We start from the raw sequence: 25,753 nt of genomic DNA, 5'->3' as shown, positions 1-25,753 counted from the left end.
CGCTAGGGCGCGTGGAGTCGCGCCGCAGCCAGCAGCATGTGACCGATCGAGCCGGCGGCGTCGGTGTTTTCAAAACAGGTGCTGCCCATCCAGACCGGGCCGGCCTCGCCAGGAACAGCGCCGATTTCGGCGTTGGCGTAGTCGGCGTCCAGGCAAACGGCCCCCACGACCGTCCCCTCATTCTCCGCGCCCGGCGCCGGAGGCTTTGATCTGGCCAGGGCCTGCTCCGCCTCGTCGGCCTTTTCCGCCTGGTAGAAGGCCAGGGCCCTGGCTTTCAAACGCCGATACTCCGGGAGGGAGATCGTGGCCGTCCGGTCATAGAGCCGGCGATCCCTTACGGCCCTCTGGGTCTGTATCTCGGTGCGTCCGCCCGGCAGCGCCCTCGCCTCGACGGTCCACCAGCCGCGGCTCAACTGCAGGACACGAAACCCGCCATAGGCCCGGACGACCTCGTCATTGGGCGCCAGCGGCTTCAGTCCGAAAACCTCGTACTCCGTCGGCCAGTTATCCGACTCGGATGGCGGGTCCTCCGACTGCGCCCTGGCCCGACCGAGAACCGCGAGGCTGAAACCCGCGACCAGCAAGGCCCGCCGCCCGATCATGCCGTATATGCCTTCGCCGCCAGCCGCATCCGGGCGCCGATGATCTCGGCCGCGCCGTCGAAGGTGATCGCCAGGGGCGGCTGGCCCGGTAGGCCGGCCACCTCAACCCCGTCGCCACACCAGTCGAGGCAGACATTCTCGCCCTGGAAGCCTGCCGGGGTCTTCAGCCAATCCTGCACCAGGGTGAAACAGGAATCGCGCAGAGCCTGGTAGTCGGCGACCTGCATCGGGACCGTGCGGTCAGTGAGGCGGAAGAACTCATAGTCGTTGTACGGTCCGCGCCCGATGGCGTGGGCCTGACGGAGTAAGGGCCCGCGGGCTCGATCGTAGCGCGCCTCGATCAGCCAGATCTCCCGCCCCCGCCCGCCATCCAGCCAGAACGCGCGGATCAGCTCCTCGCCGGCCTTAGGTTCGCGCAGCTTGAAGGCCCGGCGGGCCTCGCCCGTCGGCCAGGGGTTCTTTTCCGGCGTGATGGCCAGGGCCGGTCCGCCGGCGAACAGGGCCAGGCCCGAGACGATGGCGGCGCGGCGGGATGGCGTCATGGCCTTCAGAGCCCCAGCAGGCCTCGCATGTAAGGCGTCAGCATCCGCCCCCGCGGGTCCAGCTCGGCCCGCACTTTAAGGAAATCGTTCCAGTGCGGATAGAGGCCGGCCAGCTGCTCGCCGGCGAGGCTGTGCAGCTTGCCCCAGTGCGGGCGGCCGCCGTGGCTGATGAGGATCGGCTGGATCAGCTCGAACAGGAAGGCGTAGTCGTCCTTGTAATAGGCGTGGATGGCCACCGACCCGCGCGGCTCGCCCTGGAAGGGCGACAGCCAGGCGTCGTCGGGGGCGATGCGGCGGACCTCGATGGGGAAGAAGACGTCGGGGCGGTGCTTCTCGATCGCCTTCACCACCGCCGTCAGGGCCGCCAGCTGATTCTGGTGCGGGATGTGGAATTCCATCTCGTTGAACCGCACCGGCCGCTCGGTCGACAGCAGCTTCCAGCCCTCGTCGACCGCCGTCTCCGGCTTGGTCCCGCCCAGCAGCGCCTTGGCCGCCGCCTTGCGCAAGGATGTGGAGAAACCCAGCAGGTTGCGCAGGGTCTTCAGGGCGTCGAGGAAGGCGGTGTCGCTGTCGGGGCCCCGCGCCTCGGCCGGATCGTCGGTCTCGTCATGGGTGATGTTGGCGACCAGGCCCGTGAAGGGCACGGCGTAGAATTCGAAGTTGCGGTGCGCGTTCCAGCGCTGCTCGGCCTTGCTGAGCGCCTCCTCGTAGGGTTCCAGCCACACCCGCCGGCGCAGGCGCCGGTTGGCCGTGGTCTTCAGCTGGGCCTGGGTGACGATCCCCAGCGCCCCGACCGAGACCCGGGCGGCGTTGAACACCTCGGGCCGCTTGTCGGCGCTGCAGTCGATCAGCTTGCCGTCGGGGGTCAGCAGGGTGAGGGCGGTGACGTCGCCATGGATGGCCTTCAGCGTCTTGCCGGTGCCGTGGGTGCCGGTGCCCAGCGCCCCGCCCAGCGACTGCTTGTTGATGTCGGGCAGGTTGGCCATGGCCCGGCCCTTGGCGGCCAGGGCCGGTCCCAGCGCGCCCAGCCGCGTGCCGGCCCGCACGATGGCTTCGTCACCGTCCCAGCCGACGATCCCGCTCATCTGGTCCAGCGAGACCAGCGTGCCGTTGGTGGCGGCGAGCGCCGTGAAGCTGTGGCCGGCCCCCACCACGCGGATCGGGTCGGGGGCGGCCTTCAGCGCCGCCGCCAGCTCACCCTCGTCTTTGGGGGCCAGGCGCAGGGCCGGATAGGCGTGCTGGATGCCCGACCAGTTGCGCCACAAGAGGTGACCCTTGGCGTCGGTCGCCGGCGGCGATGGCGGTTCGGGCTTCTCATGCGTCGCGGCCAGGACCGCCCCGGTCCCCACCACCGCCACCCCGCCGGCCCCCGCCAGCAGCGCCGTCCGCCTGGAAATCATCGCCCCTACCCCGGTTTGGTCGCCGACTCTTCCTGGCCGGCCATGAAGACAATCAGGGCCTTGAAATCGTCCGGCGTGCAAGCGGCGCATTGGCCCCCGGCCGGCATGGCCCCCTTGCCCTGGATGGCGTGGTCGACCAGCACCGGCAGGCCCTGCTTCCAGCGCGGGTCCCAGGCGGCGCGGTCGCCGGCGAGCGGGGCCTTGGAATCGGCAATGGTGTGGCAGGCCTTGCAGCTATCGTCATAGAGGCCGGCCAGCCGGGCGTCGGCCGGTTCCAGCCTGGCCGACTGTTCGGGCGTCAGCGGCTTGGGTCCGCAGGCGGCGGCCAGCAGCGCGAGGCCGAGGATCAGGCTGAGGCGTTTCATTCGGCGATCCCGTTCAGGCGCAGGGCGGCGGTCAGGGTGTTCTGCAGCAGGCAGGCGACAGTCATCGGGCCTACGCCGCCCGGCACCGGGGTGATCCAGCCGGCGATTTCGGCGCACTCGGCGAAGGCGACATCGCCGACCACCCGGGTCTTACCCTGCGCGGCCTTGACCGGATCGCGGGACGGCAGGCGGTTCATGCCGACATCGATCACCGCCGCGCCGGGCCTGATCCAGTCGCCGCGCACCAGCTCGGGCACGCCGACGGCGGCGACCAGAATGTCGGCCTCGCGGCAGACGGCCGGCAGGTCGACGGTGCGGGAATGGGCGATGGTGACGGTGCAGTCGGCCTGCAGCAGCAGCTGGGCGATCGGCTTGCCGACCAGGTTGGAGCGGCCGACCACCACCGCCCGCTTGCCGCGCAGCTCGCCCAGAGCGTCGCGCAGCAGCAACATGCAGCCCACCGGCGTACAGGGCGACAGGGCCGGCAGGCCGCTGGCCAGACGCCCGGCGTTGGCCACGGTCAGGCCGTCGACGTCCTTGTCCGGCGACAGCACCTCCAGCACCGCCGACTGGCGGATGTGCGGCGGCACCGGGAACTGCACCAGGATGCCGTGGATGGCCGGATCGGCGTTCAGCGCCCGGACCAGGTCCAGCAGGTCGGCCTCGCTGGTCTCGGCCGGCAGGCGGTGGGTCACCGAATGCATGCCCGCTTCCAGCGTCTGCTCGCCCTTGCTGCGGACGTAGATCTGGCTGCCCGGATCGTCGCCGACCAGCACCACGGCCAGCCCCGGCTGCAGGCCGTGCTCGGCCTTGAGTTTGGCGACCCGTTCGGCGACCCGCGCCCGCAGGCCCGCCGCGAACGCCTTGCCGTCGATGACCTGCGCCTGACCCATCCGACTCTCCGCTGCCGCTTATGGCGTCCGCCTAGCGGCTAGGACGTCCCGGCGCAATCAGCTCATGGCTTTCGCCTGGGCCGCCCGGATGTAGCGCCGGCGGGCCTTGAGGAAGGCGACCGCGCCCAATGCCGCGAAGAACAGCCCCGAGACGCCGGCCAGCAGCACCAGCGCGACGGCCGCCGCGTCCGAGGCGGGTTCCCGGTGGGTGACCAGCTGCACGATGGTGGTGAGCAGGAAGCCGGCCCCGCCAGTCACCGTGGCGACGACCGCCAGGCCCAGGGCCGAGCGCCAGGGCAGGAAGATCCTGGCCAGGACGAACAGCAGCGCGGTGGCGAAAAAGGCCAGGCCCGGCAGGATAAGCAGCAGCAACATCAACCAATCCCCGCCCCCCGGGGCCGGCATCTTAGGCCGGTTTGGGAAATCGACAACTCAGGCGCCATAGAGCGGCGAGATAGGCTAAGACGGGCGCGTGACGGGGACCCCCACTTCCACAACGCGCGCCGATGTCGCCCTGGTCGGCGGCGGGCTGGCCAATGGGCTGATCACCCTGCGGCTCAGGGCGCTGCGGCCCGAGCTCAAGGTGGTGCTGGTCGAGCGCGACACCGTGATCGGCGGCCAGCACACCTGGTGCCATTTCGCCAGCGACGTCGAGCCGCAGATCGCCGCCACGCTGGAACCGCTGATCGTGCATCGCTGGGCCGGCTATGAGGTCCGCTTCCCGGCCCATCGCCGCGATCTGACCACGCCCTACCTCGCCATCACCTCCGAGCGCCTGCACGAGATGGTGTCGGCCGCGCTGGGCGATGACGCCTGGCTGGGCGTCAGCGTCGAGGCGGTGACGCCCAGCCAGGTCATCCTGGCCGACGGCCGGATCCTCGAAGCCCCCTGCGTGATCGACGGCCGCGGCGCCCGCTCCAGCCCTCGCCTGGCGCTGGGCTGGCAGAAGTTCCTGGGCCAGGAGGTCGAGCTGGCCGCCCCGCACGGCCTGACCCGCCCCATCGTCATGGACGCCACGGTCTCGCAGCTCGACGGCTACCGCTTCCTGTATGTCCTGCCCTTCTCGCCGACGCGCCTGCTGATCGAGGACACCCGCTACGCCGACGGCCCCGCGCTGGACCGCGAGGCCCTGCGCGCCGACATCGCCGCCTACGCCGCTGCGCAGGGCTGGACGATCGCCGAGGTCGCCCGCGAGGAGGACGGCATCCTTCCCATCGCGCTCGCCGGCGATATAGACGCCTTCTGGGCCGAGGCCCCCGCCGGCCTGCCCCAGGTCGGCCTGCGCGCCGCCCTCTTCCAGCCGACCACCGGCTACTCCCTGCCCGACGCCGCCCGCCTCGCCGCCGCCATCGCCGCCCTGCCGGAGCTGACCAGCGCCAGCGTCCTGGCCTGCGCCCGCCAGGCTTCGACCACCGCCTGGCGATCGCGAGGCTTCTATCGCCTCCTGAACCGCATGCTGTTCCGCGCCTGCGCACCGGAGCGCCGCTATCGGGTGCTGGAGCGGTTCTACCGCCTGCGCCGGCCGCTCATTCAGCGCTTCTATGCCGGCCGGGCAAGCTGGGCAGACCGCCTGCGCGTATTAAGCGGCAAACCGCCGGTTCCGGTCACCGCCGCCCTGGCGGTGCTGACGGAATCATCCGCCTTCAAGGACCTTGATGACTGAACCCTCCCCGACCCGCCCCACCGCCGCCGTCATCGGCTCCGGCTTCGGGGGTCTGGCCCTGGCCATCCGCCTGCAGTCGGCCGGTTTCCAGACCACCGTCTTCGAGGGCCGCGACAAGCCAGGCGGCCGGGCCTATGTCTGGCATGATCAGGGCTTCACCTTCGACGCCGGCCCGACCGTGGTCACCGACCCGGCCTGCCTGGAGGAGCTGTTCGCCCTCTCCGGCCGCAAGGTGTCCGACTATGTCGAGCTGATGAGCGTGGCGCCCTTCTACCGGCTCTGCTGGGAGGACGGCGACGTCTTCGACTACGTCAACGACCAGGCGCTGCTCGACGCCCAGATCGCCAGGAAAAACCCAGCCGATGTCGAGGGTTACAAGCGTTTCCTGAACTTCTCCGAACAGGTCTTCCAGGAGGGCTATGTCAAGCTGGGCCATGTGCCCTTCCTCGACTTCCGCTCGATGATCGCCGCCGCGCCGCAGCTGGTGAAACTGGAGGCCTGGCGCAGCGTCTACGCCAAGGTCAGCGGCTTCGTGCAGGACGAGCACCTGCGCCAAGCCCTCTCCTTCCACACCCTGCTGGTCGGCGGCAGCCCGTTCGCCGCCTCGTCCATCTACGCCCTGATCCATGCCCTGGAGCGGCGCGGCGGGGTGTGGTTCCCGCGCGGCGGCACCCATGCCCTGGTCCGGGCCATGGTGAGGCTGTTCGAGGACCTGGGCGGCCAGATCCGGCTCAACGCGCCCGTGCAAGCCATTGAAACGGAAGGCAAGACCGTGCGCGGCGTCGCCTCCGCCGCCGGCTTCGAGGCCTTCGACACGGTCGCCTCCAACGCCGACATCGTCCACACCTACGACAAGCTGCTGAAGGGTCACCGCCGGGGCCGCTCGGAAGGCGCCCGTCTCAAGCGCGCCCGCTTCAGCCCCTCGCTGTTCGTGGTGCATTTCGGGCTGAAGGCGCTGCACCCGGACATCCGCCACCACACCATCTGTTTCGGCGAGCGCTACAAGGGCCTGATCGACGAAATCTACGGAAAGCCCAGCTTGGCCAGGGACTTCTCGCTCTATCTTCACGCGCCGTGTGCGAGCGACCCGTCCATGGCCCCCGAAGGTTGCTCCAGCTACTACGCCCTCTCGCCGGTGCCGCACCTGGGCACGGCCCCGATCGACTGGGCGGTCGAGGGGCCGAAGTATCGCGACCGCATCCTGGGCTATCTGGAGGAGCGCTACATTCCCAACCTCAGGCGCGACCTGGTGACTAGCCGCATCTTCACCCCCGCTGACTTCCAGGGCGAGCTGAACGCCTGGCAGGGCTCGGCCTTCTCGCTGGAGCCGGTGCTGACCCAGTCGGCCTGGTTCCGCACCCACAATCGCGACGACGTCATCGGCAACCTCTATTTCGTCGGGGCGGGCACCCATCCGGGGGCCGGCATTCCCGGCGTCGTGGGATCGGCCAAGGCCACGGCCGGGCTGATGATCGAGGACTTCGCGGGAGCCCTGGCGTGACCGACCTTGCCGCCACCAGCCGCGAGACCATCCAGAAGGGCTCGCAGAGCTTCGCCGCCGCCGCCGCCCTGTTCGATCCGAAGACCCGGGCCGATGCGGAGATGCTCTACGCCTGGTGCCGCCACTGCGACGACGTCATCGACGGCCAGGAGCTGGGCCATGACCGGGTAACGCTGTCGCCCGCCGAGGTGCAGGCGCGGCTGGCCGAGCTTTACGCCAAGACCCGCTCGGCCCTGGCCGGGGAGCCGCAGACCGACCCGGCCTTCGCCGCCTTCCAGGCCGTGGCCCTGCGCCGACGCATTCCCGAGGCCTACGCCATCGACCTGATCGACGGCTTCGCCATGGACGTCGCCGGCCGCCGCTACGAGACGCTGGAGGATACCCTCGACTACTGCTGGCACGTGGCCGGCGTCGTCGGGGTGATGATGGCCATCGTCATGGGGGTCAGCCCCAACAGCCTCGGTGTCCTGCGCCGCGCCCAGGACCTGGGCCTGGCCTTCCAGCTGACCAATATCGCGCGCGACATCGTCGAGGACGCCCAGAACGGCCGGGTCTACCTGCCCGCCCAGTGGCTGGAGCGGGCCGGCATCCCGGAAGACAAGGTCGCCGACCCGAAATACCGCCCGGCGCTGGCGGGCCTGGCCTGGCGGCTGGTCGAGGCTGCCGAGCCCTACTACGCCTCGGCCCGCTGGGGGCTGGCGGCCCTGCCCTTCCGCTCGGCCTGGGCCGTGGCGGCGGCGCGGGGCGTCTATCGCCAGATCGGCATCGAGGTCGTCAAGCGTAGCGCGCAGGCCTGGGACCAGCGGGTGTCGACCAGCGGCCGCCAGAAGGCGCTGCTGGCGGCCCAGGGCGGGCTGCTGGCCCTGCGGGGCGCGGTGCTGGACCGCCGCCGCAACAAGCCGCCCCGGGGCGACATGTGGTCGAAGATCTAGCGCTCGTCCCGCCGGGGCAGCAGCAGCGGGGTCAGAAGCATCAGGGCGCCGGCCAGGCCGATGGCGATCCTTGGGCTGGTCGCCGCGGCCAGCAGACCCCAGAGCGCGGTCAGCGCCGCGATGGTCAGGTTGCTGGTGATGTTCCAGGCCGACAGCACGCGGGCCGCCTTGCCCTCGGGGGAATGGTTGAGCCGCCAGGCGGCGAACACCGGATTGAACACCCCCATGCAGCCGATCAGGCCGAACTCGACAAGGATCACCAGCGCCAGGCCGGCGGTTCCGGGGCCGACGAACACCAGGCCCACCGACCAGCAGGCCCGCAGGACGCCGAACACCTGTAGAACCCAGAACTCTCCAAAGCGCGCCGCCAGCGGCCGGGCCAGGCGCGAGCCGATCACCCCGCCCAGGCAGGGCAGCCCCAGCACCAGCCCATACTGCCAGGGCTTGAACCCCAGCGGTCCCAGCATCAGCACCGCCAGAAGCGGCGCGGTCGCCATGATCAGGCCGGCGACCAGAACGCTGTTGAAGAACAGCGGCGCCAGCGCGGGGCTGGCCAGGATGGCGCGCCAGCCCTCGGCCAGATCGGCGAGCCGGAAAGCCTCGGCCTTGACGGGTGGCGGCGCCTCCCGCCCGCCGATGGCGGCGATCCCGGCCGCCGAGAGCAGATAGCTGACCGCGTCGGCGATGGTCGTCACCACCGGCCCAAACAGGCCGATCGCCACCCCGCCCAGCGGTGGTCCGACCAGCAGGGACATCCATGTCACGGACTCCAGCCGGCCGTTGGCGACCACCAGCCCGGCCGGCGGCACGATAGCCTTCAGATAGGCGCCACTGGCCGCCCGGTAGACGATCCGTCCGGCCCCGACGATCACCGCCACCACCAGCAGCTGCACATAGCCCAGGCGGCCGAGCGCGAAGGCGGCTGGAATGCTGGCCACGGCGGCGAAGCGGATCAGGTCCATGGCGATCATGGCCGGTCGCTTGCGATGGAACTCGACCCAGGGCCCCATGGGAATCGCCACAAGCGCGCCGACCGCCAGGCCCACCGCCGCCAGGGCCGACACCGCCGCCGGTCCCGCATGCAGCGCCAGGATGGCGATCAGCGGCAGGGCGTCGAAGGCGATTGACGAGCCGAAGGTGCTGACCGCGAAGGCCGCCCATAGCCAGTTGAAGTCCCGCCCGAGCACGGGTTGATTCTCGCTCATGGTCCCAGCTTTCGTTGGAGACACGGATTTAGCCATCTTGCATTTCTGACCAATCCGTCCAATAATGACTGAATGGTCAGATCAGAATCCGCCGTGGACCGCCGCCGCGTCCGCACCCGCACCGCTCTGCTGCAGGCTGGGCAGAGCCTGTTCGCCGCCCGCTCGGTCGATGCGGTCAGCGTCGACGACATCGTCGGGACCGCCGAAGTCGCCAAGGGCAGCTTTTACAATCACTTCACCGACAAAGATGATCTGGCGCGCGAGATCGCCGCCGTCATCCGCGCCGAGGTCGAGGCCCTGGTCGACGCCACCAATCGCGACATCGCCGACCCGGCCATCCGCATGGCCCGGGCCTTCGCCGTCTATGTCCGCTACGCCCATGAGCAGCCACAGCGGGCCAAGGCCATGCTGCGCCTGCTGGCCGGCGCCACCCTGCCCGACCTGCCGCTGAACCGCGGCGTCCGCTCCGACCTGGAAGCCGGCCTGGCCGCCGGCCGCTTCTCCGGCCTGCCGCTGCAGTCGGCCCTGCTGCTGGTCATGGGCGTGGTCCAGGTCGGGCTGATCCACGTGCTGGAACACCCGACCGACGAGGCCTGGATCGCTATCGTGCCGCTGCTGGCCGGCCAGCTGCGCGGGCTGGGCGTGCCGTTCGACGAAGCCCAGGCCCTGGCCCGCGCCGCCATCCACGACGTTTGAGAAAGCCCCCCATGAGCATCATCAGAATCGAGGACGTCGCCCACGTCCGCTTCCGCGCCCCGGACCTGGCCGCGATGCGGACCTTCCTGACCGAGTTTGGCCTGACGCCCTTCGACGGCGAGGACGGCGTCCTCTACGCCGCCGGGAGCGGCCCGGCGCCCTTCGTCCACGCGACCGAAATCGGCGAGCCCGGTTTCGCGGCTCTGGGTCTGCGCGCCGAAAGCCTGGCCGACCTCGAGACCCTGGCCAGGGCCGAGGGCGCGGCGGTCGAGCCCTTCGCGGCGCCGGGCGGCGGCTTCGTCGTCCGCCTGAAGGACCCCGACGGCTTCAGCATCGAGGTGGTCGCCGGCCAGTCGCCCCGCGCGGCCGTCGCGCCGGCCGACCCCGCGCCCTGGAACCGCGCCAATGAAAAGGCCCGCCTGCGCGCCACACGGCGTGTCGAGGCCGGCCCGTCCCAGGTGGTCCGGCTGGGCCACGCGGTCCTGAACGTCTCCAACTTCCGCGCCTCCGAGGCCTGGTACAAGGACCGCTTCGGCTTCATCACCTCCGACGAGATCGCGCTCAGCCCCGACTTCTCGGTCGGCGCTTTCCTGCGCTGCGACCGGGGCGAGACCCCCACCGACCACCACACCCTGTTCCTGGTCCAGAGTCCCAAGGGCCCGGGCTTCAACCATGCCGCCTTCGAGGTGGCGGACCTCGACGACCTGATGCGCGGCCATGCCCGCCTCAAGGCCGCCGGGGCGCATCAGGAGTGGGGGGTGGGCCGCCATATCCTGGGCAGCCAGGTCTTCGACTACTGGCGCGACCCCTGGGGCCACACCCTGGAACACTGGACCGACGGCGACCTGTTCACCGCCGCCGACGGCTCGAACGTCACCGGGATGGCCGAGCTGCTCGGCGTGCAATGGGGCCCGATGGCCCCGCCCACCATGGCCTGATCGGACATCCCATGAAGCTCGCAACCTTCTCGACCGGCGGCGCGCCGCGCCTGGGCGCCGTCGTCGGCGACACGGTGGTCCCGCTCGATGGCCTGGCCGCCGACATGATGGACCTCATCAAGCGCTGGGATGACCTCAAGCCCAGGGCTGAGCAGATGGCCAGGGGCGAGGGCCTGCTGCTCGCCGAGGTCCGCCTGCACGCCCCCATCGCCAGGCCCGGCAAGATCCTGGCCATCGGCCTCAACTATGCCGACCACATCGCCGAAAGCGGCGTCGAGACTCCGGCCAACCAGGTCTGGTTCTGCAAGCACACGACGGCGGTCAACGGCCCTTTCGACCCCATCGAGGTCCCGACGGCCTTCTGCGACTACGAGGTCGAGCTGGTCGCCGTCATCGGCGCCGGTGGCCGGCATATCGGCAAGGACGACGCCCCCGCCGCCGTGTTCGGCTGGTGCGTCGGCAACGACATGACCGAGCGGATGTGGCAGCACCGCACCCCGCAGTGGATGCTGGGCAAGTCCTTCGACACCCACGCCCCCTTCGGCCCCTGGATCGTCACCGCCGACGAGGTGGCCGACCCGCACGCGCTGGAGCTGACCTGCGACGTCAACGGCGAGCGCCGGCAGGCCTCCAACACCCGCCATCTGGTCTTCAATGTGTGGGAGCAGATCGAGCATCTCTCCTTCGCCATGACCCTGGAGCCCGGGGACCTGATCTTCACCGGCACGCCCGGTGGGGTCGGGGCGGCGATGAACCCGCGCCAGTTCCTCAAGGCCGGCGATGTCGTCCGCTGCGAGATCGAGGGCCTGGGCGCCATCGAAGCAACCTGCCAGGCCTGATATGCGAACCGAAACCTGCGACGTCCTCATCGTCGGCGGCGGCCCTGTCGGCGTGACCCTGGCCAACCTGCTGGCCCGCGACGGTGTGAGCGTCATCGTCGTGGAGCGGGACATCGAGGTCTATCCCCTGCCCCGCGCCGCCCATTTCGACCACGAGATCATGCGGCTCTGGCAGGAACTGGGGCTGGCCGACGCCGCCCAGAAGGCCGCCCGGCCAGCCGGCGCCTACGAGTTTCGCAACGCCGCCGGCCAGGTGCTGCTGCGCTACGACATGCCGGCAAACGCCCCCGGCGGCTGGGCGGCCAGCTGGATGTTCAACCAGCCCGACCTGGAGCGGGCCCTGCGCGAGCGGCTGGCCCGCGAGCCGACGGCCCGGCTGCTGATCGGAACCAGCTTCGAAGGCTTTGAATCCGAGACCGTCGCCCTCTACTGTCAGGCTGACGAGCCCTTCCGCGTCGAGGCCCGCTGCATCGTCGGCTGCGACGGCGCCTCCAGCCCGGTGCGCAAGGCGCTGGGGATTGAACTGGAGGACTTCGGTTTCGACGAGCCCTGGCTGGTCATCGACGCCATCGAGCGCGACGCCTCGGGCCTGCCCGACATCAACCTGCAGATCTGCGACCCCGCCCGCCCCACCACCTGCGTGCTGATGGGCCCCGGCCGCCGCCGCTGGGAATTCATGATCCGCCCGGGCGAGGACCCCGCCGACTTCCTCACCGACAGCCGCATCGCCGAGCTGCTGAAGCCCTGGGTTCCCGAAGGCGCCGTCGAGATCGACCGCCGCGCCGTCTATCGCTTCCACGGCCTGTTGGCCTATCAGTGGCGCAAAGGTCGGGTGCTGCTGGCCGGCGACTCGGCTCACCAGATGCCGCCCTTCCTGGGCCAGGGCATGTGCTCAGGCCTGCACGACGCCGCCAACCTGGCCTGGAAGCTCAAGCTGGTGCTGGACGGCCAGGCCTCCGAGGCCCTGCTCGATACCTATCAGACCGAACGCGAACCCCACGTCCGCGCCATGATCCAGACTGCCATCGCCATGGGCCAGGTCGTCTGCGCCACCGACCCGGTCATGGTCGCCGCCCGCGACGCCGGCATGCTGGCCCAGCGCGCCGCCGGCAAGAACCCAGTGCCGCAGCCGACGCCTGCGCAGGGACCGGGCCTGTTCCGCCCGGACGACGCTATGGCCAGACGGATGTTCCCGCAGTTCGGCCGCTTCGACGACACGGCCGGGCCCGGTCCCTGGCTGATCCGCCGTGGCGATCACCCGAACCTGGACGCTCTGCTCTGCGGACATGAGGCGGTGCTGGTGCGGCCCGACCGCTATGTGTTCGGCGCCGGCGAAGCGGCCGGTCTAACCGCCGCCTATGAGGCCGCGCTCACATCGACACCCTTCGCCTGCAGCTTGGCCTTCAGCTCGCGCACCGGCGGCGCGTAGAGGAAGCCGAACGAGACACAGCCTTCCTTGGTCGCCACGGCGTGGTGGAAGCGGTGCGCCTGCACCAGCCGCTTCCAGTAGGCCGAGCGGGCCTTGGGGAAGGGATAGCGGCGGTGGACCAGGCCGTCGTGGAAGGTGAAGTAGACCGCGCCATAGGCTGTGATCCCCAGGCCGATGGGCAGCAGCCAGGGAATGCCATGCACCCCGAAATAGATGGCCACGATGGCCGGGGCGGCGAAGACCACGGCGAAGAGGTCGTTGAGCTCGAACAAGCCGGTGCGCGGCTCGTGGTGGCTTTTGTGCCAGACCCAGCCGAAGCCGTGCATCACATAGCGATGCGTGACCCAGGCAAAGCCTTCCATGAAGGCGAAGGCGGCCAGGAAGAGCGCCAGGTCGAGGAGCAGGGTCAGCATGAGCCCAGTCTAGCCCTCAGAGCGGGCCAGGTGAATTGATCGCGGACAAATCAGGCTCGCACCCGCCGGGCGACGAACAGCGCCGCCCCCAGTCCGGCCAGGCCGATGGCGGTGAGTACGATCCAGGGCCGGTAGAGCAACCCGATCCCGGCGTCGCGCCACAGGATCCCCTGATAGGCCTCGATGGCCCAGGCGTGCGGGGTGAACCAGCCGACGGTCTGCAGCCAGGGCGGCATCAGGAAGCGGGGCACCATAGAGCCGCCGATGGCCGCCAGGATCAGGATGATGAAGGTCGACAGCATCTGGGCTTGGTCGCGGGTCTTGCAGAACGACACCACCCCCAGCGCCAGGCCGCCGGCGCAGACAGCGGCGGCCAGGGTGGTGACCAGCCAGGGGAACAGGTGCTCGAGAACCGGCACGTCGTAGACCAACTGGGCGGTGGCGAAGATGGCGATGGCCTGGATCACCGTCTGGCCCATCAGGAACAGGAACTTGCCCCTGACCACCGGCCCCAGCCCGGCCGGTCCGGCCAGGATGCGGTCGGCGATGCCGCTGCGCCGTTCCTCGATCAGCGACAGGGCCCCGTTCATGGCCGAGAACAGTGCGAACAGGATGGTCACCGCCCCGGCATAGTAGGCGATGGTGCCGCCGCCCTTCTTGGCCCCGGCGATGTCCTCGCGATCGAACAGGCCCCTGCCCTTGAAGGCGTCCTTGTCGCCGGCCTGGGCCGCGACGGTGGAGAGCGCTTCTTCCGAATAGTCCTTTTGGCCCTTGGTCAGGCCGCCGATGGCTTCGGTGGTCTCGTCGATCTGGCGGCTGAGCAGCACTTCAGGCATGGCCCGGGCCATGGCCGCCTGCACCCGCGCCTGGGTCAGCGGGGCGGCCACCGCCCGGCTGGGATCGGCCACGACCAGCAGGGCCGGGCCGGCGGCCTTGGGATCGGCGGTGATGATCAGGCCGGAATCGGCGTGACCGGCCTTGACCCGCTTGCGGACCGCCTCGCCGGTGTCGGGCCGCGCGGGTTCGGCCCGCAGGTCCGGATCGGCCATCAGCGCCTTCACCAGGCGGATGGAGTCGGGGCTGTGGACCTGGTCGGCCACGGAGAGCTTGAGCTTGATGTCCTCGCCGGTGGTGCCGGCGAACACCGTGGAGAAGATCAGGAAGACCAGCGGCGGCAGCAGGAAGGTCATCACCAAGGCGCCGCGATCGCGCCAGAGCTCCAGCGCCATCACCCGGAACATGGCCAGGGTCATGCCGCCCGCCGCCAGTCGGCCACCAGGGTGAAGAGGTTGTGCAGCGAGGGTTCGCGGACCCGGATTTCGTTGGGGATCAGGCCGGCCTTACGCAGTTTTTTGTCGATCTGGCCGGCGGCCGTGTAGCCGCCCTTGTCCAGCTTGGCCCAGATGTGGCTGGAACCGCGCTCCTCCAGGCCTTCGCCGACCAGCAGGGTCCGCTGCTCGGGGCTGGCCTCGATCGGCAGGTGGACCAGGATTTCCATCTCCTCGCCGAAGGCCTGGCGGACCAGCTCGCGCGGCGCGCCTTCCAGGACCTTGCGGCCCTCCTTGAGGAAGCCGACGCGGTCGGCCAGGGCGCCGGCCTGCTCCAGGTCGTGGGTGACCAGCAGCACGGCCACGCCGCTGTCGCGCAGGTCGCGGATGACGCCGTCCAGCGCCTCGCGGGCGTCGACATCGACCCCCACGGTCGGCTCGTCGAGGATCAGCAGCCGGGGCTCGTGCAGGATGGCGGCGGCAATATTGACCCGCCGGCGATAGCCGCCCGACAGGTGCTTAACCGGCACATGCTCGCGTTCGACGGTGCGGGTCAGGTTCATGGCCCGGGTGACGGCGTCCTGGATCCGCTTGCCCGGCACCTGGCTGAGGCGGCCGAACACCTCCAGGTTCTCGCGGATGGTCAGGTGATCGTAGAGGGCGATCTCCTGCGGCGCCAGGCCCAGCGCCGCGCGGGCAGCGGGGGTGTTCCAGGGGTCGGCTCCTTCCAGCGCCACCTCGCCGGCGGTCAGCTTCAGCCGGCCGCAGATCACCCCGATCAGGGTCGACTTGCCCGCGCCGTTGGGCCCCAGCAGGCCGTAGATCTCGCCGCGCCTGATGACCAGGTCGACCCCGCGCAGCGCCTTGCGCGAGCGATAGGCGAACTCGGCGTTCCAGACATTGAGGACGGGGGTGCTCACGCCGCGGCGGCCCGGGCGAAGAACAGGCCGCGCACATACTGGCTCATCAGCCCGTCCAGGCAGCCGGCGTCGGCCAGGGCGGCGTCGGCGATGTCGAGATGCTCGCGCATGGCGGCCCGCGCGCCTTCCGGGCCCAGGGCCGAGACCAGGGTGGTCATGGCCGCGTCCTTGCCGGCGTCCTTGCCCGCCTCGCCGCCCTCGGCGTCCAGCAGGTCGTCGCGGATCTGGAAGGCCAGGCCGACCCGGCGGGCGAATTCGGCCACGCCCTTGAGGCGGCTGGCGGGGGCGCCGGCGATCAGGGCGCCGGACTGGGCGGCGGCCATGATCAGCACGCCCGTCTTCTGGTGGTTGAGCAGATCGATGGCGTCGACAGCGCGGACCTGTTCGCGGTGGGCGATGTCGCGGGCCTGGCCGGCGACCAAGCCTTCGAAGCCGACAGTGGCCGAGAGGCCCACCGCCAGGTCGGCCCGCACCGAGGCCGGCAGCCGCGACTCGGCGGCGATCACCCCGAAGGCGCGGTTGAGCAGCCCGACCGCTGCCAGGATGGCCACCGCCTCGCCATAGACCTTGTGGGTGGTCGGCCGGCCCCGTCGCAGCGAGGCGTCATCCATGGATGGCAGGTCGTCGAGAATCAGCGAGGCGGCATGGACCATCTCCAGCGCGCAGCCGACGTCCATGGCCGCCCCCTCGGGCGCCCCGAAGTCGCGGGCGGCCAGCAGGGTCAGCATGGGGCGGAAGCGCTTGCCCGGCGCCAGCAGGGCGTAGCGGGCGGCGGCGCTCAGGGCCTGAGGCTCGGCCCCGTCGGCGGGCGACAGCTCAGCCAGCCGCCGCTCCACGCCGAGGCGCAGAGGTTCGATGGTCTGCAAATGGACGCCTGTGTCGTCCATGCCCCTCTGTTTCGGATGCCCCCAGCGGGCGCATTCATTTGAAGCCCAGCCCAGCGGGCGTCAACCCGATCCGTTAACGGACGGGCCCGAAGAGTCAGGCCGGGCGCGCCTCGCCCCACTCGGCCCAGCCCATGATGCGGGGCGTGCCGGGCAAGTACATCCGGTCTGTCTCGCCCAGGGCAAAGCCGGCCTCGGCGATGCTGGCGATGACCGGCCGGGTCAGATGGCAGCCGCCGGCCAGGGCCTTCCAGACCGGATTGACCCGGTCCTGCCATTTGGCGACCCCCGCATCGGGCGAGCGGCCATGTTCGCTGAACAGGAACCGGCCCCCGGGCTTGAGCACCCGTTTGGCCTCGGCCAGGGCCTTCTGCGGCGAATGCACCGAGCAGAGGGTAAAGGTGCAGACGACAGAATCGAACTCCCCGTCCTCGAACGGCATGGCTTCGGCCACGCCTTCGCGAATCTCCACCTTCAGACCCTCGGGGCGCGGCGCGGCCATGGCCCGGTCGCGCAGTTCCAGCGAAGGATCGACGCCGATGACGCTGTCGACCCTGGCCGGGTCGTAGAAGGCCAGGTTCAGGCCGCCGCCGATGCCCAGTTCCAGCACCTTGCCGCTGGCCCTGGGCACGACCTTGGCTCGTTGCTTCATGACCGGCTTGCTGGCGCAGGCGCAGCCGATCAGCCGGGGCATGATGTGGCGGTCGTAGAAGCTGGTCATCGGCGGCTGGCCGCCAGGCGCTGCGACATCTTCTCGAGCAGCCGGGCCGGCGAGTCGGCCAACCCGCCCGGCAGGCCGGCGTCCGCGCCCAGTGCGCGGGAAATTCCGGAGAGGGCGGACCTGGGCCCGCGCCCGGGCCTGTAGTTCCAGACCAACATCTTCGGCCCGCGTGGGGGCTTGAAGAGTTTGAAGGCCTCCACATCATCCCAGGCGACGACCATCTGGCGATTGAAGACGCCGACATAGGTGAAGCCGCGCGCATCCAGCGTCAGCGAGGCGGGGTGGAACAGCTGGTAGACCGCAAGCGGCACGCCAAGCCCGAAGAACAGGATGATCACCCACTTCCACACCACTGTCTCGGTCTGGCCGTCGTAGGGCAGCCAGACGCCCAGGGCGACGAACGCCAGGCAGCCGATCAGCAGCAGGACCGATTTCCAGCGCGCACCCTTGATCGTCTCAGTCATCGCCTCTCCCCGTCCGACGCAGCCAGCTTGCCACCGCCCAGGCGTGGCTGTCATGCCGCAATCGCTTCACGGCTTCCGTGGGGTCGATCCAGACCAGTTGGTGATCCGCCTCGATCTTGAGCGCTGGGTCTTCGCCCGTCACCTCGACCGCATAGACGCCGCCCTGGTTGTTGACCGGCTCGTTGTCCGCCTTGCGGAAGTAGATGGCGACACGGACGAGCTCTTTCCCGGGCCGCACCACCAGCCCGGCCTCCTCGCCGAACTCTCGCACCAGAGCGTCCAGCTCGTCCTCGCCGGGATCGACGGCGCCGCCGGGCAGGTCCAGCCAGTCACCGCCGCCCTCGGGGCGAACCCGCACCACGGCGATCTTCCCCTCCCGCTCGGCGATGCCGAAGGCGGCCGGCCGGGCGGCATAGACGACCCCCGGTTCCGGCTCGCCGAACTGCAGCATCAGTCGTCGCCGATCATCGACAGCCAGGGATCGGCGGTCCCGGCCTCGACATCGGCCACCTTGACCGCCGGCCAGCCGACGCTGGTCTCGGCGCTGGCCCGCCAGGCCAGGACGATCAGGTCGCGCAGCTCGGCCGCCCCGGCCCCGACACGGGAAGCGGCGAAGGCGGCGGCGCGCGGATCGCCGCTGGCGAACTGGCCCTCGCCCCACATCTGGTAGAGCGGCTCGGTGAAGCTCCCCGTCTTGGCGAGATAGGTGGCGACCCGCTGATAGACCGGACAGCCGCAGTCACTGAAGGCCGGCATGGCGGCCCGGGCCGCGTCCCAGGTGACGTATTTGGCCACGAACGGCCCTTCGAATGGGCCGTGGATCTTGTCGTTGGTGTAGCCCTTGGGATTGGGGCCGTCGCCCCAGCCGTTGAAATGGATGGTGACGTGCAGCGGCTGGCTGCCGTCGCCGACATAGTGGGCGAAGGTCCCGATATCGCGCAGGATCAGCGCCTCGCGGCGGCGGGCGTCGGCCCTGTACCAGGCCTTGTGCGGGCCCTTGCGCCTGGCTGAGGCGGTCACCACCCGCCAGTAACCGAAGTCCTTCACCAGCTGCTGGTAGCCATCGACGATCGAGTAAGGCAGGTAGCCGGCCTTCCAGCTGTCGGCCCCAACCGCGCGCAGGGCCGTCTCGTATTCGGCCCGGGTCGGCGGCAGAGCCGACAGCTTCGGTCCGCCGAACACCGTGCCGTCGTCGGCCAGGTCCAGGTAGTGGGCCGGATCGCGGTCGCTGTCGTGGGTCTTGCCGCTGCCCTTCCAGCGGTCGGGCTCGCGGGCCAGTTCGCCCATGTCGGCCGCCGCCTGCTTGCTGCGCAGGAAGGCCGGGACCTCGGCCGGCAGGGCCTGCATGGCCAGAGTCCCGACCATGCGGTGGCCGGTGTTGCCCCAGGCGAAGGCCGGGCCGGACGGTGTGAAGGCGATGGCTGCCGCTGCGGCGAGGGCGGGAAGAGTGGCGAGCAGACGCATTCAACGCTCCGAAGTTAGGGCGCGGGATCGATCCCCAGCGCCGCCTCGACACGCGCAACCCAGGCCTTCACGGCGGGATAATCGGCCAGATCGAAGCCGCCCTCGTGCGCCACCCGGGTGTAGGCCACCAGGGCGATATCCGCCAGGGTCAGCCGCGTCCCGACCAGGAAATCGCCCCCGTCCAGCCCGTCCTCCAGCCGCTGCAACGCCGCCTTGCCGCGCTCGACCAGGCGCGGCTCGAGCTCCGAGGCCGGCTTGCCCAGATAGGCCATCTGGAAGCGGGCCACGGCGACATAGGGCTCGTGGCTGTACTGCTCCCAGAACAGCCACTCATACATCTTGGCCCGCTCATAGCTGTCGGCCGGGATCAGGTCCGAGCCCTCGGCCAGATGGGCCATGATGGCGTTGGACTGGGCGAGCGTGCGGCCGTCCCCGAGGATCGCCAACGGCACCTGGCCGGCCGGGTTGAGGGCCAGGAAATCGGGCGTGCGGGTCTGCGCCTTCAGCACGTCGGTCTCGACCCAGCGATACGGAATCGCCAGCCGCTCCGCGACCCACTTGACCTTCAGACAGTTGCCGGAAATCGAGTCGCCATAGACGGTGAGAGTCATTTTTTACGCCCCTCTGGTTCCCTGTGGAACCTGCTAGAGAAAACCTTGAATAACAGCCGGTTGCACGGGCTCTAGACTGTGAAGCAACGCCCCGGCTGTGCTGAAACTCAACTGATGCGACACTGCCAAGGGTTGCCACACTCGCCCCACGAGGTTATCCCCCCGACCGCAATCGACGAGAAACAACAGGGGGGCGCCCATGAAGCGTATCCTGGCATGCCTCGCCACGGTGGCCCTTGCGGTGTGCGCGCCGCAGGTTCAAGCCCGGCAAAACGACCCGAGCGCCGATGCGCTTGGCGCCTTGATCGACCGGCTCATGCCCTCCAGCAAAAGCCCGGACTCCGAGCCCAAAAAGGCCGACTGGAATCTCAAGGCCACCCTCTATCATTCCGGCGCGCCCGGCGTGGGGACCCGCGATTCCCTGGGCTGCCAGACCGTGGCGATGCGCACCGCCGCCACCGACCCCCGCGTCGTGCGCCGCCGCACCATCATGTTCATTCCCGAGACGGTCGGCATGAAGATGCCCGACGGCTCCTCGCACGACGGCTACTGGTACGCCTCCGACACCGGCGGCGCGGTGAAGGGCGCGCGGATCGACCTCTACACCGGCTCCAACCGCGCCTCGATGGGCCCGATCATGAAGCTCAACATGAAGACCGTCTCGGTCGTCAATGTCGGCACCTTCGAAGGCTGCCCCAAGGCGGGCATGCAGGTCGCGAGCCGCTAGACTAGATATCGCCGCCGACATTGGGCGGCAGGCCCGGCGCGCGGGCGACGTGGATGCCACACTCGGTCTTGTCAGACCCGGCCCAGCGGCCGGCGCGCACGTCCTGGCCCTCTTCGACGGGGCTGGTGCAGGGCCAGCAGCCGATCGAGGGAAAACCCTGGGCGACCAGCGGATGGGCGGGCAGATCGTGTTCGGCGACATAGGCGTCCAGCTCGGCCTTGCCCCAGTTGGCCAGGGGATTGAACTTCAGCTTGCCGTCGGCCTCCTCGACCACGGAGAGCCGCAGGCGGTCGCCGCCGTGGAAGCGTTTGCGGCCGGTCAGCCAGCCGTCGAAGCCCGACAGGGCGCGGTCCAGCGGCAGCACCTTGCGGATATGGCAGCAGGCGTCGGTGTCGCGCCGCCAGAGGTCGGCATGGGGGTCTCCGGTGGCGAGGTCCGCGAACTGCGGGCGCAGGTCGCGCACGTCGGTCAGGCCGAGCTTCGCCGCCAGCGCCTTGCGGTAGTCCAGGGTCTGGCCAAACAGCATGCCGGTGTCGAGGAACAGCACCGGGATGGCCGGGCTGACCTGGGCAGCCAGGTGCAGCAGCACCGCCGACTCGGCTCCGAACGAGGAGACCAGGGCCAGCCTGTCGCCCAGGTGCTGCAGGGCCGCCTCGATGATGGTGCGCGGGTGGGCGTCGCGCAGTTCGGCGTTGAGGGTGCGGGCCAGCAGCTGGGCCGGGGTGAGCGGCTCGGCCTTGCTGACGTGAGTCCTGTCCAGTTGATCGAAGGCCATCACAGACGCTCCGCGAAGGCCGGCGTCCGGCCGTCCTGAGCCGGCTGGTAGACGTGGCGATAGCGCTCGGCGGTGGCGGCCCATTCGGCCGGCGTGGAGCCGTCGGTGGGGACGAAGCTGTCGAAGCCGCAGCGCATCATGAACAGGGCCCGCTCACGCAGCACATCGCCCACGGCGCGAACCTCGCCGGCATAGTGCAGCCGCTGGCGCAGCAGGCTGGCGGAGCTGAAGGCCCGCCCGTCGGTGTTCTTGGGGAAGACCAGTGCCACCAGCGCCAGCCGCGGCAGGTCATAGGCCAGGTCCTCGACCGACTCGCCGGCCTCGATACGCACGCCGACCGCCTGGCCGGCGCCGATCAGGGCGTCGCCCTCGGCCTGGAAACGCGTCAGGGAGAGGATGACCGGACCGGCCGGAATGGCGTCCTCGTCGGCGACGTCGGCGAAGAGATCCTGCGCCTCGAACGCCTCGCCGTCCTTGAGCCTAATGAGCTTCGGCATAGACGGCCTCCTTGAACGGCGCCATGCCCACCCGGCGGAAGGTGTCGAGGAAGCGCTCCTCGCCCTGTCGCAGGGCCAGGTATCGCTCGACAATCTGGTCCACCGCCTCGGGCACCCGGTTCGCCGGCAGGGCCGGGCCCAGGATCGAGGCCAGGCTGGCGTCCTCGGCGCCCGAGCCGCCCAGCGAGAGCTGGTAGAACTCCTCGCCCTTCTTATCGACGCCCAGGATGCCGATGTGGCCGACATGGTGGTGGCCGCAGGCGTTGATGCAGCCGCTGATCTTGATCTTCAGCTCGCCGATCAGCTCGGCGCGGTCCTGGTCGGCGAAGTGCTGGGCGATCGACTGGGCGATCGGGATGGCGCGGGCATTGGCCAGGGCGCAGTAGTCCAGGCCCGGGCAGGCGATGATGTCGCTGATCAGGCCGATATTGGCCGACGCCAGGCCCGCCGCTTCCAGCGCCGCATAGAGGGCCGGCACATCGTCCAGCTTCACATGCGGCAGGACGACGTTCTGCTCGTGGGTCACCCGGATGTCGTCCAGGCTGTAGCGTTCGCCCAGGTCCGCGACGGCGTCCATCTGCTCGGCGCTGATGTCGCCGGGCGTGGCGCCAATGGCCTTCAGCGAGATCTCGACCACGGCATAGCCGGCCTGCTTGTGGACCTTGACGTTGTTGCGCACGAAGCGGGCGAAGGCGCGATCACCAGCCTTGGCCGCGTCGAAGGCGGCCGAGCGCGGCGGCAGGGTCTCGAAGTTCATCGGGGTGAAGGCGCCCCGGATGCGGGCCAGTTCGATGGCCGGCAGGTCGGCGTCGGGCTGCTCGGCGACGATCCTGGCCCATTCGGCCTCGACCTGGCGGGCGAACTCCTCGGCGCCCAGGGCCGCGACCAGGATCTTGATGCGGGCCTTGAACTTGTTGTCGCGTCGGCCGTGGCGGTTGTAGACGCGCAGGATGGCCTGGGAATAGCTGAGCAGGCTGCCGGCCGGCAGGTGCTGGCGGATGGTCGGGGCCAGATACGGCGTGCGCCCCTGCCCGCCGCCCACGGCGACTTCGAAGCCCAGTTCGCCCTCGTCGTTGCGATGCAGGATCAGGCCGATGTCGTGAACGCGGATGGCGGCGCGGTCATGCTCGGCGGCCGTGACCGCGAACTTGAACTTGCGCGGCAGGAAGCTGAACTCGGGATGCAGGGTCGACCACTGGCGCAGCACTTCCGACCAGACGCGCGGATCGTCGACCTCTTCCGCCGTCGCCCCGGCATAGGGGTCGGCGGTGACATTGCGGATGCAGTTGCCGCTGGTCTGGATGGCGTGAAGGTCCACCTCGGCCAGGCTGTCCAGGATGTCCGGCGCCTGGGCCAGCTTGATCCAGTGGAACTGCATGTTCTGGCGGGTGGTGAAGTGGCCATAGCCCTTGTCGAAGGTGCGGGCGATATGGGCCAGACGGCGCAGCTGGCGGCTGTTCAGCGAGCCGTACGGGATGGCGACCCGCAGCATGTAGGCGTGCAGCTGCAGATAGAGGCCGTTCATCAGCCGCATCTGCTTGAACTGGTCCTCGGTGATTTCGCCGGTGAGACGGCGCGAGACCTGACCCCGGAATTCCTGGGCGCGGTCCTCGACGATGGCCTTGTCGATGCTGTCGTAGCGATACATGGCGGCTACTTCCTGCGGATCAGGTCGACGCGGCCCGTGGAGCGGGCGGCGCCGGTGGCGGCCAGCAGGGCTTCGATGGCCGCGCCACCTTCGGCCTGCTTGCCGTGTTCGGGTTCGTTGGTCGGGCCAAGCGCCCGGATGCGTTCGCGGTAGCTGACCGGAGCCACTCCGGCCGGACCCTCGGCGATGTCGATCAGGTAGGGCTCGACGACCACCGTAGGCTGGCCCAGGGCGACGGCTTCGGCCCCCTGCCCGGCCGGATCGTCGGCGGCGAAAATCTCGGCGTCGGCGAAGCGCTCGACCCAGTGGCCGCCGCGCCAGAACACGACCTCGCCGTCGGTGAGGCGATTGGCGGTGAGGACCTTCATTGGCGGACCTCCCGCACGGGGGCCAGGATCTCGTCCAGGCTGGAGGCCTGGGCCAGCGCCATGGCCTCGCCCACGATCAGCAGGGCCGGGCCCGACAGGCCTTCGGCGGCGGCGGCCAGATGGCCCAGCGTCGTGGGAATGCGTTGCTCGTCGGCCCGGCTGGCGTTGACGACGATCAGGGCCGGGGTGGCGGCGTCGCGGCCGGCCGCGGCCAGACGCTCGGCGATCAGGCCGGCGGTGGTCAGGCCCATGTAGATCACCACCGTCTGGTTGGGACGCGCCAGCGAGGCCCAGTCCAGGTCCGGGTCGCCGTGCGCGGCGTGGCCGGTGACGAAGGTCACCGCCTGGGCGCTGCCGCGATGGGTCAGCGGCGCGCCGGCCGAGGCGGCGGCGGCGATGGCGGCGGTGACGCCCGGGACCACATGGCAGGTGACGCCGGCGGCGCGGCATTCTTCCAGCTCCTCGCCGCCACGGCCGAAGATGAAGGGGTCGCCACCCTTCAGCCGCACGACGGTCAGCCCTTCACGGGCGAAAGCGACCAGCAGGCGATTGATCTCGTCCTGCGGCAGGGTGTGGCGGTTCTTGCGCTTGGCGACCGAGATCAGCCGCGCCGAGGCGGGCGCCAGGCGGAGGACTTCATCGGAGACCAGGCCGTCATGAACGATGACATCGGCGGCGGCGATGACCCGCGCGGCCTTGATCGTCAGCAGGTCCGGATCGCCGGGGCCGGCGCCCACCAGCCACACTTCACCGGGCCGGGCCGGCGCGCCGCCGCCCAGGACCACGAAACGATTGTTGCTGGGAGACTTCGAAGACCGGGACATGACTCGTTAGCTTCTCTATAAGTCCGACGGGGCCTTGAAAGGGGCCCCGGGGAGAGACGGACGGGACGGACCATGCGATCCGCCCCGCCACACACCCGCCGACGAAAAGGGCCGATACGTCAGCGGACAACTTGCAAGCTGGGGTTCAAGGGCCCATTTCGCAAACGAGGACTTCTGCCGGGGCTGTCAGCAATTCTTATGGAACGATCCGCCGACCAACGCCGCCGGCTGCCGCCGCTGAACGCCCTCAAGGCGTTCGAGGCCGCCGCCCGGCATCTGAACTTCAGCCGCGCCGCCGACGAGCTATCGGTGACGCCCGGCGCCGTCTCCCAGCAGATTCAGAACCTCGAGGACTATGTCGGCGCCGCCCTCTTCAAGCGCACGCCCAAGGGCCTGCTGCTCACCGACGCCGCCCAGACCGCCCTCCCCGCCCTGCGCGAGGCCTTCGACCGCCTGGCCGAAGCCGCCAGCCTGCTGACCGCCGCCGTCGATGGCCGCCGCCTGACCCTGACCGCCGCCCCCAGTTTCGCCGCCAAGTGGCTCGTCCCGCGCCTCGGCAAATTCGAGCTGGCCCATCCCCAGGTCGATGTCTGGCTGTCGGCCGGCATGGATGTCGTCGACTTCGCCAGCGGCGAGGTGGACCTGGCCATCCGCTATGGCGGCGGCCGCTATCCGGGCCTGGAGGTCACGCGCCTGCTTAGCGAGACGGTGATTCCCGTCGCCAGCCCCGGGCTGCTGGCCGCCAACCCGCTGGAAGACCCCACGGGCCTGACCCACCACATCCTGCTGCATGACGGCAGCCCCGACGCCGACGATTCCTGCCCTGACTGGGCCATGTGGCTGGCGGCCCGGGGCATCAAGAATGTCGATGGCGCGAGGGGCCCGCGCTTCAACCAGTCCAGCCTGGTGATCGAGGCCGCCGTCAACGGCCGGGGCATAGCCCTGGCCAAGCGGACCCTGGCGCAGGCAGACCTCGACGCGGGCCGGCTGGTGACGCCGTTTGAGATCGCCACGGCGGTGGACTTCGCCTATTACGTCGTCCATCCCAAGACCAAGGGGCGGCTGCCGCAGGTGAAGGCGTTCGTCTCCTGGCTTATCCAGGAAGCCGCCGCGCACGAGGCGGCGCTCCGCACCATGGACAACGGCGCCGGTATCTAGAGTTCA

The 25,753-nt window shown here is 70.0% G+C and carries 30 protein-coding genes; 9 read left to right on the top strand and 21 right to left on the bottom strand.

All coding sequences use genetic code 11. The features are described 5' to 3' along the window. Positions 1 to 2: 2 nt before the first annotated feature. From QO010_RS07655 to QO010_RS07630, 6 genes are read right to left on the bottom strand one after another with little or no spacing between them, the layout of a single operon-like run. Positions 3 to 602 carry a hypothetical protein gene (locus tag QO010_RS07655; RefSeq protein ID WP_307347917.1) on the bottom strand — a complete coding sequence of 200 codons (600 nt, stop codon included), beginning with the start codon at positions 600 to 602 and terminating at the stop codon, positions 3 to 5. Further along, the gene (locus QO010_RS07650; protein ID WP_307347916.1) at positions 599 to 1,144 is read right to left on the bottom strand and encodes a hypothetical protein; all 546 of its coding nucleotides are present in this window, start codon (positions 1,142 to 1,144) and stop codon (positions 599 to 601) included. The genes QO010_RS07655 and QO010_RS07650 overlap by 4 nt, the downstream gene beginning before the upstream one ends. A gap of 5 nt (positions 1,145 to 1,149) precedes the next feature. Beyond that, complete coding sequence (locus tag QO010_RS07645; RefSeq protein ID WP_307347914.1) at positions 1,150 to 2,544, bottom strand: D-arabinono-1,4-lactone oxidase; 1,395 nt, start codon at positions 2,542 to 2,544, stop codon at positions 1,150 to 1,152. A 5-nt stretch (positions 2,545 to 2,549) separates the two neighbouring features. Beyond that, the gene (locus tag QO010_RS07640) at positions 2,550 to 2,909 is read right to left on the bottom strand and encodes a c-type cytochrome (RefSeq protein ID WP_307347912.1); all 360 of its coding nucleotides are present in this window, start codon (positions 2,907 to 2,909) and stop codon (positions 2,550 to 2,552) included. Then, positions 2,906 to 3,802, bottom strand: coding sequence for a bifunctional methylenetetrahydrofolate dehydrogenase/methenyltetrahydrofolate cyclohydrolase FolD (folD, locus tag QO010_RS07635; protein ID WP_307347910.1), 897 nt, complete (start codon positions 3,800 to 3,802; stop codon positions 2,906 to 2,908). The genes QO010_RS07640 and folD overlap by 4 nt, the downstream gene beginning before the upstream one ends. Before the next feature lie 57 nt (positions 3,803 to 3,859). After that, positions 3,860 to 4,177 carry a hypothetical protein gene (locus tag QO010_RS07630; protein ID WP_307347909.1) on the bottom strand — a complete coding sequence of 106 codons (318 nt, stop codon included), beginning with the start codon at positions 4,175 to 4,177 and terminating at the stop codon, positions 3,860 to 3,862. 97 nt (positions 4,178 to 4,274) lie between these two features. On the opposite strand from QO010_RS07630, the gene crtY reads away from it, so the two are divergent. The 3 genes from crtY to QO010_RS07615 are packed head-to-tail and all read left to right on the top strand — an operon-like array spanning position 4,275 to position 7,898. Further along, positions 4,275 to 5,465, top strand: coding sequence for a lycopene beta-cyclase CrtY (crtY, locus tag QO010_RS07625; RefSeq protein WP_307347907.1), 1,191 nt, complete (start codon positions 4,275 to 4,277; stop codon positions 5,463 to 5,465). Next, positions 5,458 to 6,966, top strand: coding sequence for a phytoene desaturase (locus QO010_RS07620; RefSeq protein WP_307347905.1), 1,509 nt, complete (start codon positions 5,458 to 5,460; stop codon positions 6,964 to 6,966). The genes crtY and QO010_RS07620 overlap by 8 nt, the downstream gene beginning before the upstream one ends. Further along, on the top strand, positions 6,963 to 7,898 hold the full coding sequence (locus QO010_RS07615) for a phytoene/squalene synthase family protein (RefSeq protein WP_307347904.1): 936 nt from the start codon (positions 6,963 to 6,965) through the stop codon (positions 7,896 to 7,898). Before QO010_RS07620 ends, QO010_RS07615 begins: the two co-directional genes overlap by 4 nt. Here the strand turns inward: QO010_RS07615 and QO010_RS07610 are convergent. Continuing rightward, positions 7,895 to 9,103 carry an MFS transporter gene (locus tag QO010_RS07610; RefSeq protein WP_307347902.1) on the bottom strand — a complete coding sequence of 403 codons (1,209 nt, stop codon included), beginning with the start codon at positions 9,101 to 9,103 and terminating at the stop codon, positions 7,895 to 7,897. The genes QO010_RS07615 and QO010_RS07610 overlap by 4 nt on opposite strands. A 72-nt stretch (positions 9,104 to 9,175) precedes the next feature. Here QO010_RS07610 and QO010_RS07605 point away from each other — a divergent pair, with 72 nt between their 5' ends. The 4 genes from QO010_RS07605 to mhpA are packed head-to-tail and all read left to right on the top strand — an operon-like array spanning position 9,176 to position 13,005. Beyond that, positions 9,176 to 9,799, top strand: a complete 624-nt coding sequence (locus QO010_RS07605) for a TetR/AcrR family transcriptional regulator (protein ID WP_307347900.1) — start codon at positions 9,176 to 9,178, stop codon at positions 9,797 to 9,799. 11 nt (positions 9,800 to 9,810) lie between these two features. Further along, entirely contained in the window at positions 9,811 to 10,737 is a 927-nt protein-coding gene (locus QO010_RS07600) for a VOC family protein (protein WP_307347898.1), read from the top strand. Positions 10,738 to 10,748: 11 nt separating this feature from the next. After that, positions 10,749 to 11,576 carry a fumarylacetoacetate hydrolase family protein gene (locus QO010_RS07595; protein WP_307347896.1) on the top strand — a complete coding sequence of 276 codons (828 nt, stop codon included), beginning with the start codon at positions 10,749 to 10,751 and terminating at the stop codon, positions 11,574 to 11,576. Between the two features lies 1 nt (position 11,577). Beyond that, positions 11,578 to 13,005, top strand: a complete 1,428-nt coding sequence (mhpA, locus tag QO010_RS07590; RefSeq protein ID WP_307347894.1) for a bifunctional 3-(3-hydroxy-phenyl)propionate/3-hydroxycinnamic acid hydroxylase MhpA — start codon at positions 11,578 to 11,580, stop codon at positions 13,003 to 13,005. On the opposite strand, the gene QO010_RS07585 is transcribed toward mhpA, so the two are convergent. The 9 genes from QO010_RS07585 to QO010_RS07545 all read right to left on the bottom strand — a co-directional run bounded on the left by QO010_RS07585 (position 12,933) and on the right by QO010_RS07545 (position 19,750). After that, complete coding sequence (locus tag QO010_RS07585; protein WP_307347892.1) at positions 12,933 to 13,418, bottom strand: sterol desaturase family protein; 486 nt, start codon at positions 13,416 to 13,418, stop codon at positions 12,933 to 12,935. The two genes, mhpA and QO010_RS07585, sit on opposite strands and share 73 nt — an antisense overlap. A 50-nt stretch (positions 13,419 to 13,468) precedes the next feature. Next, positions 13,469 to 14,671, bottom strand: coding sequence for an ABC transporter permease (locus QO010_RS07580; RefSeq protein WP_307347890.1), 1,203 nt, complete (start codon positions 14,669 to 14,671; stop codon positions 13,469 to 13,471). Continuing rightward, positions 14,668 to 15,606, bottom strand: a complete 939-nt coding sequence (locus QO010_RS07575; RefSeq protein ID WP_307347888.1) for an ABC transporter ATP-binding protein — start codon at positions 15,604 to 15,606, stop codon at positions 14,668 to 14,670. Before QO010_RS07575 ends, QO010_RS07580 begins: the two co-directional genes overlap by 4 nt. After that, positions 15,603 to 16,493, bottom strand: coding sequence for a polyprenyl synthetase family protein (locus QO010_RS07570; RefSeq protein WP_307347887.1), 891 nt, complete (start codon positions 16,491 to 16,493; stop codon positions 15,603 to 15,605). Before QO010_RS07570 ends, QO010_RS07575 begins: the two co-directional genes overlap by 4 nt. Positions 16,494 to 16,587: 94 nt before the next feature. Then, on the bottom strand, positions 16,588 to 17,211 hold the full coding sequence (locus tag QO010_RS07565) for a class I SAM-dependent methyltransferase (RefSeq protein ID WP_307347886.1): 624 nt from the start codon (positions 17,209 to 17,211) through the stop codon (positions 16,588 to 16,590). Further along, positions 17,208 to 17,675 (bottom strand): STM3941 family protein, encoded by a 468-nt coding sequence (locus QO010_RS07560; RefSeq protein ID WP_307347885.1) that lies wholly within the window; start codon positions 17,673 to 17,675, stop codon positions 17,208 to 17,210. Before QO010_RS07560 ends, QO010_RS07565 begins: the two co-directional genes overlap by 4 nt. Next, the gene (locus QO010_RS07555; protein ID WP_307347883.1) at positions 17,668 to 18,126 is read right to left on the bottom strand and encodes an NUDIX domain-containing protein; all 459 of its coding nucleotides are present in this window, start codon (positions 18,124 to 18,126) and stop codon (positions 17,668 to 17,670) included. Before QO010_RS07555 ends, QO010_RS07560 begins: the two co-directional genes overlap by 8 nt. Then, positions 18,126 to 19,139 (bottom strand): phospholipase C/P1 nuclease family protein, encoded by a 1,014-nt coding sequence (locus QO010_RS07550; RefSeq protein WP_307347881.1) that lies wholly within the window; start codon positions 19,137 to 19,139, stop codon positions 18,126 to 18,128. The genes QO010_RS07555 and QO010_RS07550 overlap by 1 nt, the downstream gene beginning before the upstream one ends. A 14-nt stretch (positions 19,140 to 19,153) precedes the next feature. After that, a complete protein-coding gene (locus QO010_RS07545) occupies positions 19,154 to 19,750 on the bottom strand; it encodes a glutathione S-transferase family protein (protein WP_307347879.1) in 597 nt (198 codons plus the stop codon). 199 nt (positions 19,751 to 19,949) lie between these two features. Here QO010_RS07545 and QO010_RS07540 point away from each other — a divergent pair, with 199 nt between their 5' ends. Next, on the top strand, positions 19,950 to 20,477 hold the full coding sequence (locus QO010_RS07540; protein WP_307347878.1) for a 3D domain-containing protein: 528 nt from the start codon (positions 19,950 to 19,952) through the stop codon (positions 20,475 to 20,477). A gap of 1 nt (position 20,478) precedes the next feature. Here the strand turns inward: QO010_RS07540 and QO010_RS07535 are convergent, their stop codons facing one another. From QO010_RS07535 to cobA, 5 genes are read right to left on the bottom strand one after another with little or no spacing between them, the layout of a single operon-like run. Continuing rightward, entirely contained in the window at positions 20,479 to 21,252 is a 774-nt protein-coding gene (locus QO010_RS07535; protein WP_307347876.1) for a phosphoadenylyl-sulfate reductase, read from the bottom strand. Continuing rightward, a complete protein-coding gene (locus tag QO010_RS07530; protein ID WP_307347875.1) occupies positions 21,252 to 21,749 on the bottom strand; it encodes a DUF934 domain-containing protein in 498 nt (165 codons plus the stop codon). The genes QO010_RS07535 and QO010_RS07530 overlap by 1 nt, the downstream gene beginning before the upstream one ends. Continuing rightward, positions 21,733 to 23,397 carry a nitrite/sulfite reductase gene (locus QO010_RS07525; RefSeq protein ID WP_307347873.1) on the bottom strand — a complete coding sequence of 555 codons (1,665 nt, stop codon included), beginning with the start codon at positions 23,395 to 23,397 and terminating at the stop codon, positions 21,733 to 21,735. Before QO010_RS07525 ends, QO010_RS07530 begins: the two co-directional genes overlap by 17 nt. Before the next feature lie 5 nt (positions 23,398 to 23,402). Continuing rightward, complete coding sequence (locus tag QO010_RS07520; RefSeq protein WP_307347871.1) at positions 23,403 to 23,765, bottom strand: DUF2849 domain-containing protein; 363 nt, start codon at positions 23,763 to 23,765, stop codon at positions 23,403 to 23,405. Next, on the bottom strand, positions 23,762 to 24,589 hold the full coding sequence (gene cobA / locus QO010_RS07515; RefSeq protein ID WP_307347870.1) for a uroporphyrinogen-III C-methyltransferase: 828 nt from the start codon (positions 24,587 to 24,589) through the stop codon (positions 23,762 to 23,764). Before cobA ends, QO010_RS07520 begins: the two co-directional genes overlap by 4 nt. A gap of 198 nt (positions 24,590 to 24,787) precedes the next feature. Here cobA and gcvA point away from each other — a divergent pair, with 198 nt between their 5' ends. Next, positions 24,788 to 25,747, top strand: coding sequence for a transcriptional regulator GcvA (gene gcvA / locus QO010_RS07510; protein ID WP_307347868.1), 960 nt, complete (start codon positions 24,788 to 24,790; stop codon positions 25,745 to 25,747). Positions 25,748 to 25,753: the final 6 nt, after the last annotated feature.

This window comes from Caulobacter ginsengisoli (genome assembly GCF_030814835.1).
Lineage (GTDB): Bacteria > Pseudomonadota > Alphaproteobacteria > Caulobacterales > Caulobacteraceae > Caulobacter > Caulobacter ginsengisoli.
Note: the sequence above shows the minus strand (reverse complement) of the source record. Positions and strands in the feature narration are given on the sequence as shown.

What these genes read in the sequence shown, in the direction of transcription:
- QO010_RS07655 (WP_307347917.1), bottom strand. Translation starts at nt 602, where the DNA reads ATGATCGGGCGGCGGGCCTTGCTGGTCGCGGGTTTCAGCCTCGCGGTT.
- QO010_RS07650 (WP_307347916.1), bottom strand. Translation starts at nt 1,144, where the DNA reads ATGACGCCATCCCGCCGCGCCGCCATCGTCTCGGGCCTGGCCCTGTTC.
- QO010_RS07645 (WP_307347914.1), bottom strand. Translation starts at nt 2,544, where the DNA reads ATGATTTCCAGGCGGACGGCGCTGCTGGCGGGGGCCGGCGGGGTGGCG.
- QO010_RS07640 (WP_307347912.1), bottom strand. Translation starts at nt 2,909, where the DNA reads ATGAAACGCCTCAGCCTGATCCTCGGCCTCGCGCTGCTGGCCGCCGCC.
- folD (WP_307347910.1), bottom strand. Translation starts at nt 3,802, where the DNA reads ATGGGTCAGGCGCAGGTCATCGACGGCAAGGCGTTCGCGGCGGGCCTG.
- QO010_RS07630 (WP_307347909.1), bottom strand. Translation starts at nt 4,177, where the DNA reads ATGTTGCTGCTGCTTATCCTGCCGGGCCTGGCCTTTTTCGCCACCGCG.
- QO010_RS07620 (WP_307347905.1), top strand. Translation starts at nt 5,458, where the DNA reads ATGACTGAACCCTCCCCGACCCGCCCCACCGCCGCCGTCATCGGCTCC.
- QO010_RS07610 (WP_307347902.1), bottom strand. Translation starts at nt 9,103, where the DNA reads ATGAGCGAGAATCAACCCGTGCTCGGGCGGGACTTCAACTGGCTATGG.
- QO010_RS07605 (WP_307347900.1), top strand. Translation starts at nt 9,176, where the DNA reads ATGGTCAGATCAGAATCCGCCGTGGACCGCCGCCGCGTCCGCACCCGC.
- QO010_RS07600 (WP_307347898.1), top strand. Translation starts at nt 9,811, where the DNA reads ATGAGCATCATCAGAATCGAGGACGTCGCCCACGTCCGCTTCCGCGCC.
- QO010_RS07595 (WP_307347896.1), top strand. Translation starts at nt 10,749, where the DNA reads ATGAAGCTCGCAACCTTCTCGACCGGCGGCGCGCCGCGCCTGGGCGCC.
- mhpA (WP_307347894.1), top strand. Translation starts at nt 11,578, where the DNA reads ATGCGAACCGAAACCTGCGACGTCCTCATCGTCGGCGGCGGCCCTGTC.
- QO010_RS07585 (WP_307347892.1), bottom strand. Translation starts at nt 13,418, where the DNA reads ATGCTGACCCTGCTCCTCGACCTGGCGCTCTTCCTGGCCGCCTTCGCC.
- QO010_RS07580 (WP_307347890.1), bottom strand. Translation starts at nt 14,671, where the DNA reads ATGACCCTGGCCATGTTCCGGGTGATGGCGCTGGAGCTCTGGCGCGAT.
- QO010_RS07570 (WP_307347887.1), bottom strand. Translation starts at nt 16,493, where the DNA reads ATGGACGACACAGGCGTCCATTTGCAGACCATCGAACCTCTGCGCCTC.
- QO010_RS07565 (WP_307347886.1), bottom strand. Translation starts at nt 17,211, where the DNA reads ATGACCAGCTTCTACGACCGCCACATCATGCCCCGGCTGATCGGCTGC.
- QO010_RS07560 (WP_307347885.1), bottom strand. Translation starts at nt 17,675, where the DNA reads ATGACTGAGACGATCAAGGGTGCGCGCTGGAAATCGGTCCTGCTGCTG.
- QO010_RS07555 (WP_307347883.1), bottom strand. Translation starts at nt 18,126, where the DNA reads ATGCTGCAGTTCGGCGAGCCGGAACCGGGGGTCGTCTATGCCGCCCGG.
- QO010_RS07550 (WP_307347881.1), bottom strand. Translation starts at nt 19,139, where the DNA reads ATGCGTCTGCTCGCCACTCTTCCCGCCCTCGCCGCAGCGGCAGCCATC.
- QO010_RS07545 (WP_307347879.1), bottom strand. Translation starts at nt 19,750, where the DNA reads ATGACTCTCACCGTCTATGGCGACTCGATTTCCGGCAACTGTCTGAAG.
- QO010_RS07540 (WP_307347878.1), top strand. Translation starts at nt 19,950, where the DNA reads ATGAAGCGTATCCTGGCATGCCTCGCCACGGTGGCCCTTGCGGTGTGC.
- QO010_RS07535 (WP_307347876.1), bottom strand. Translation starts at nt 21,252, where the DNA reads ATGGCCTTCGATCAACTGGACAGGACTCACGTCAGCAAGGCCGAGCCG.
- QO010_RS07530 (WP_307347875.1), bottom strand. Translation starts at nt 21,749, where the DNA reads ATGCCGAAGCTCATTAGGCTCAAGGACGGCGAGGCGTTCGAGGCGCAG.
- QO010_RS07525 (WP_307347873.1), bottom strand. Translation starts at nt 23,397, where the DNA reads ATGTATCGCTACGACAGCATCGACAAGGCCATCGTCGAGGACCGCGCC.
- QO010_RS07520 (WP_307347871.1), bottom strand. Translation starts at nt 23,765, where the DNA reads ATGAAGGTCCTCACCGCCAATCGCCTCACCGACGGCGAGGTCGTGTTC.
- cobA (WP_307347870.1), bottom strand. Translation starts at nt 24,589, where the DNA reads ATGTCCCGGTCTTCGAAGTCTCCCAGCAACAATCGTTTCGTGGTCCTG.
- gcvA (WP_307347868.1), top strand. Translation starts at nt 24,788, where the DNA reads ATGGAACGATCCGCCGACCAACGCCGCCGGCTGCCGCCGCTGAACGCC.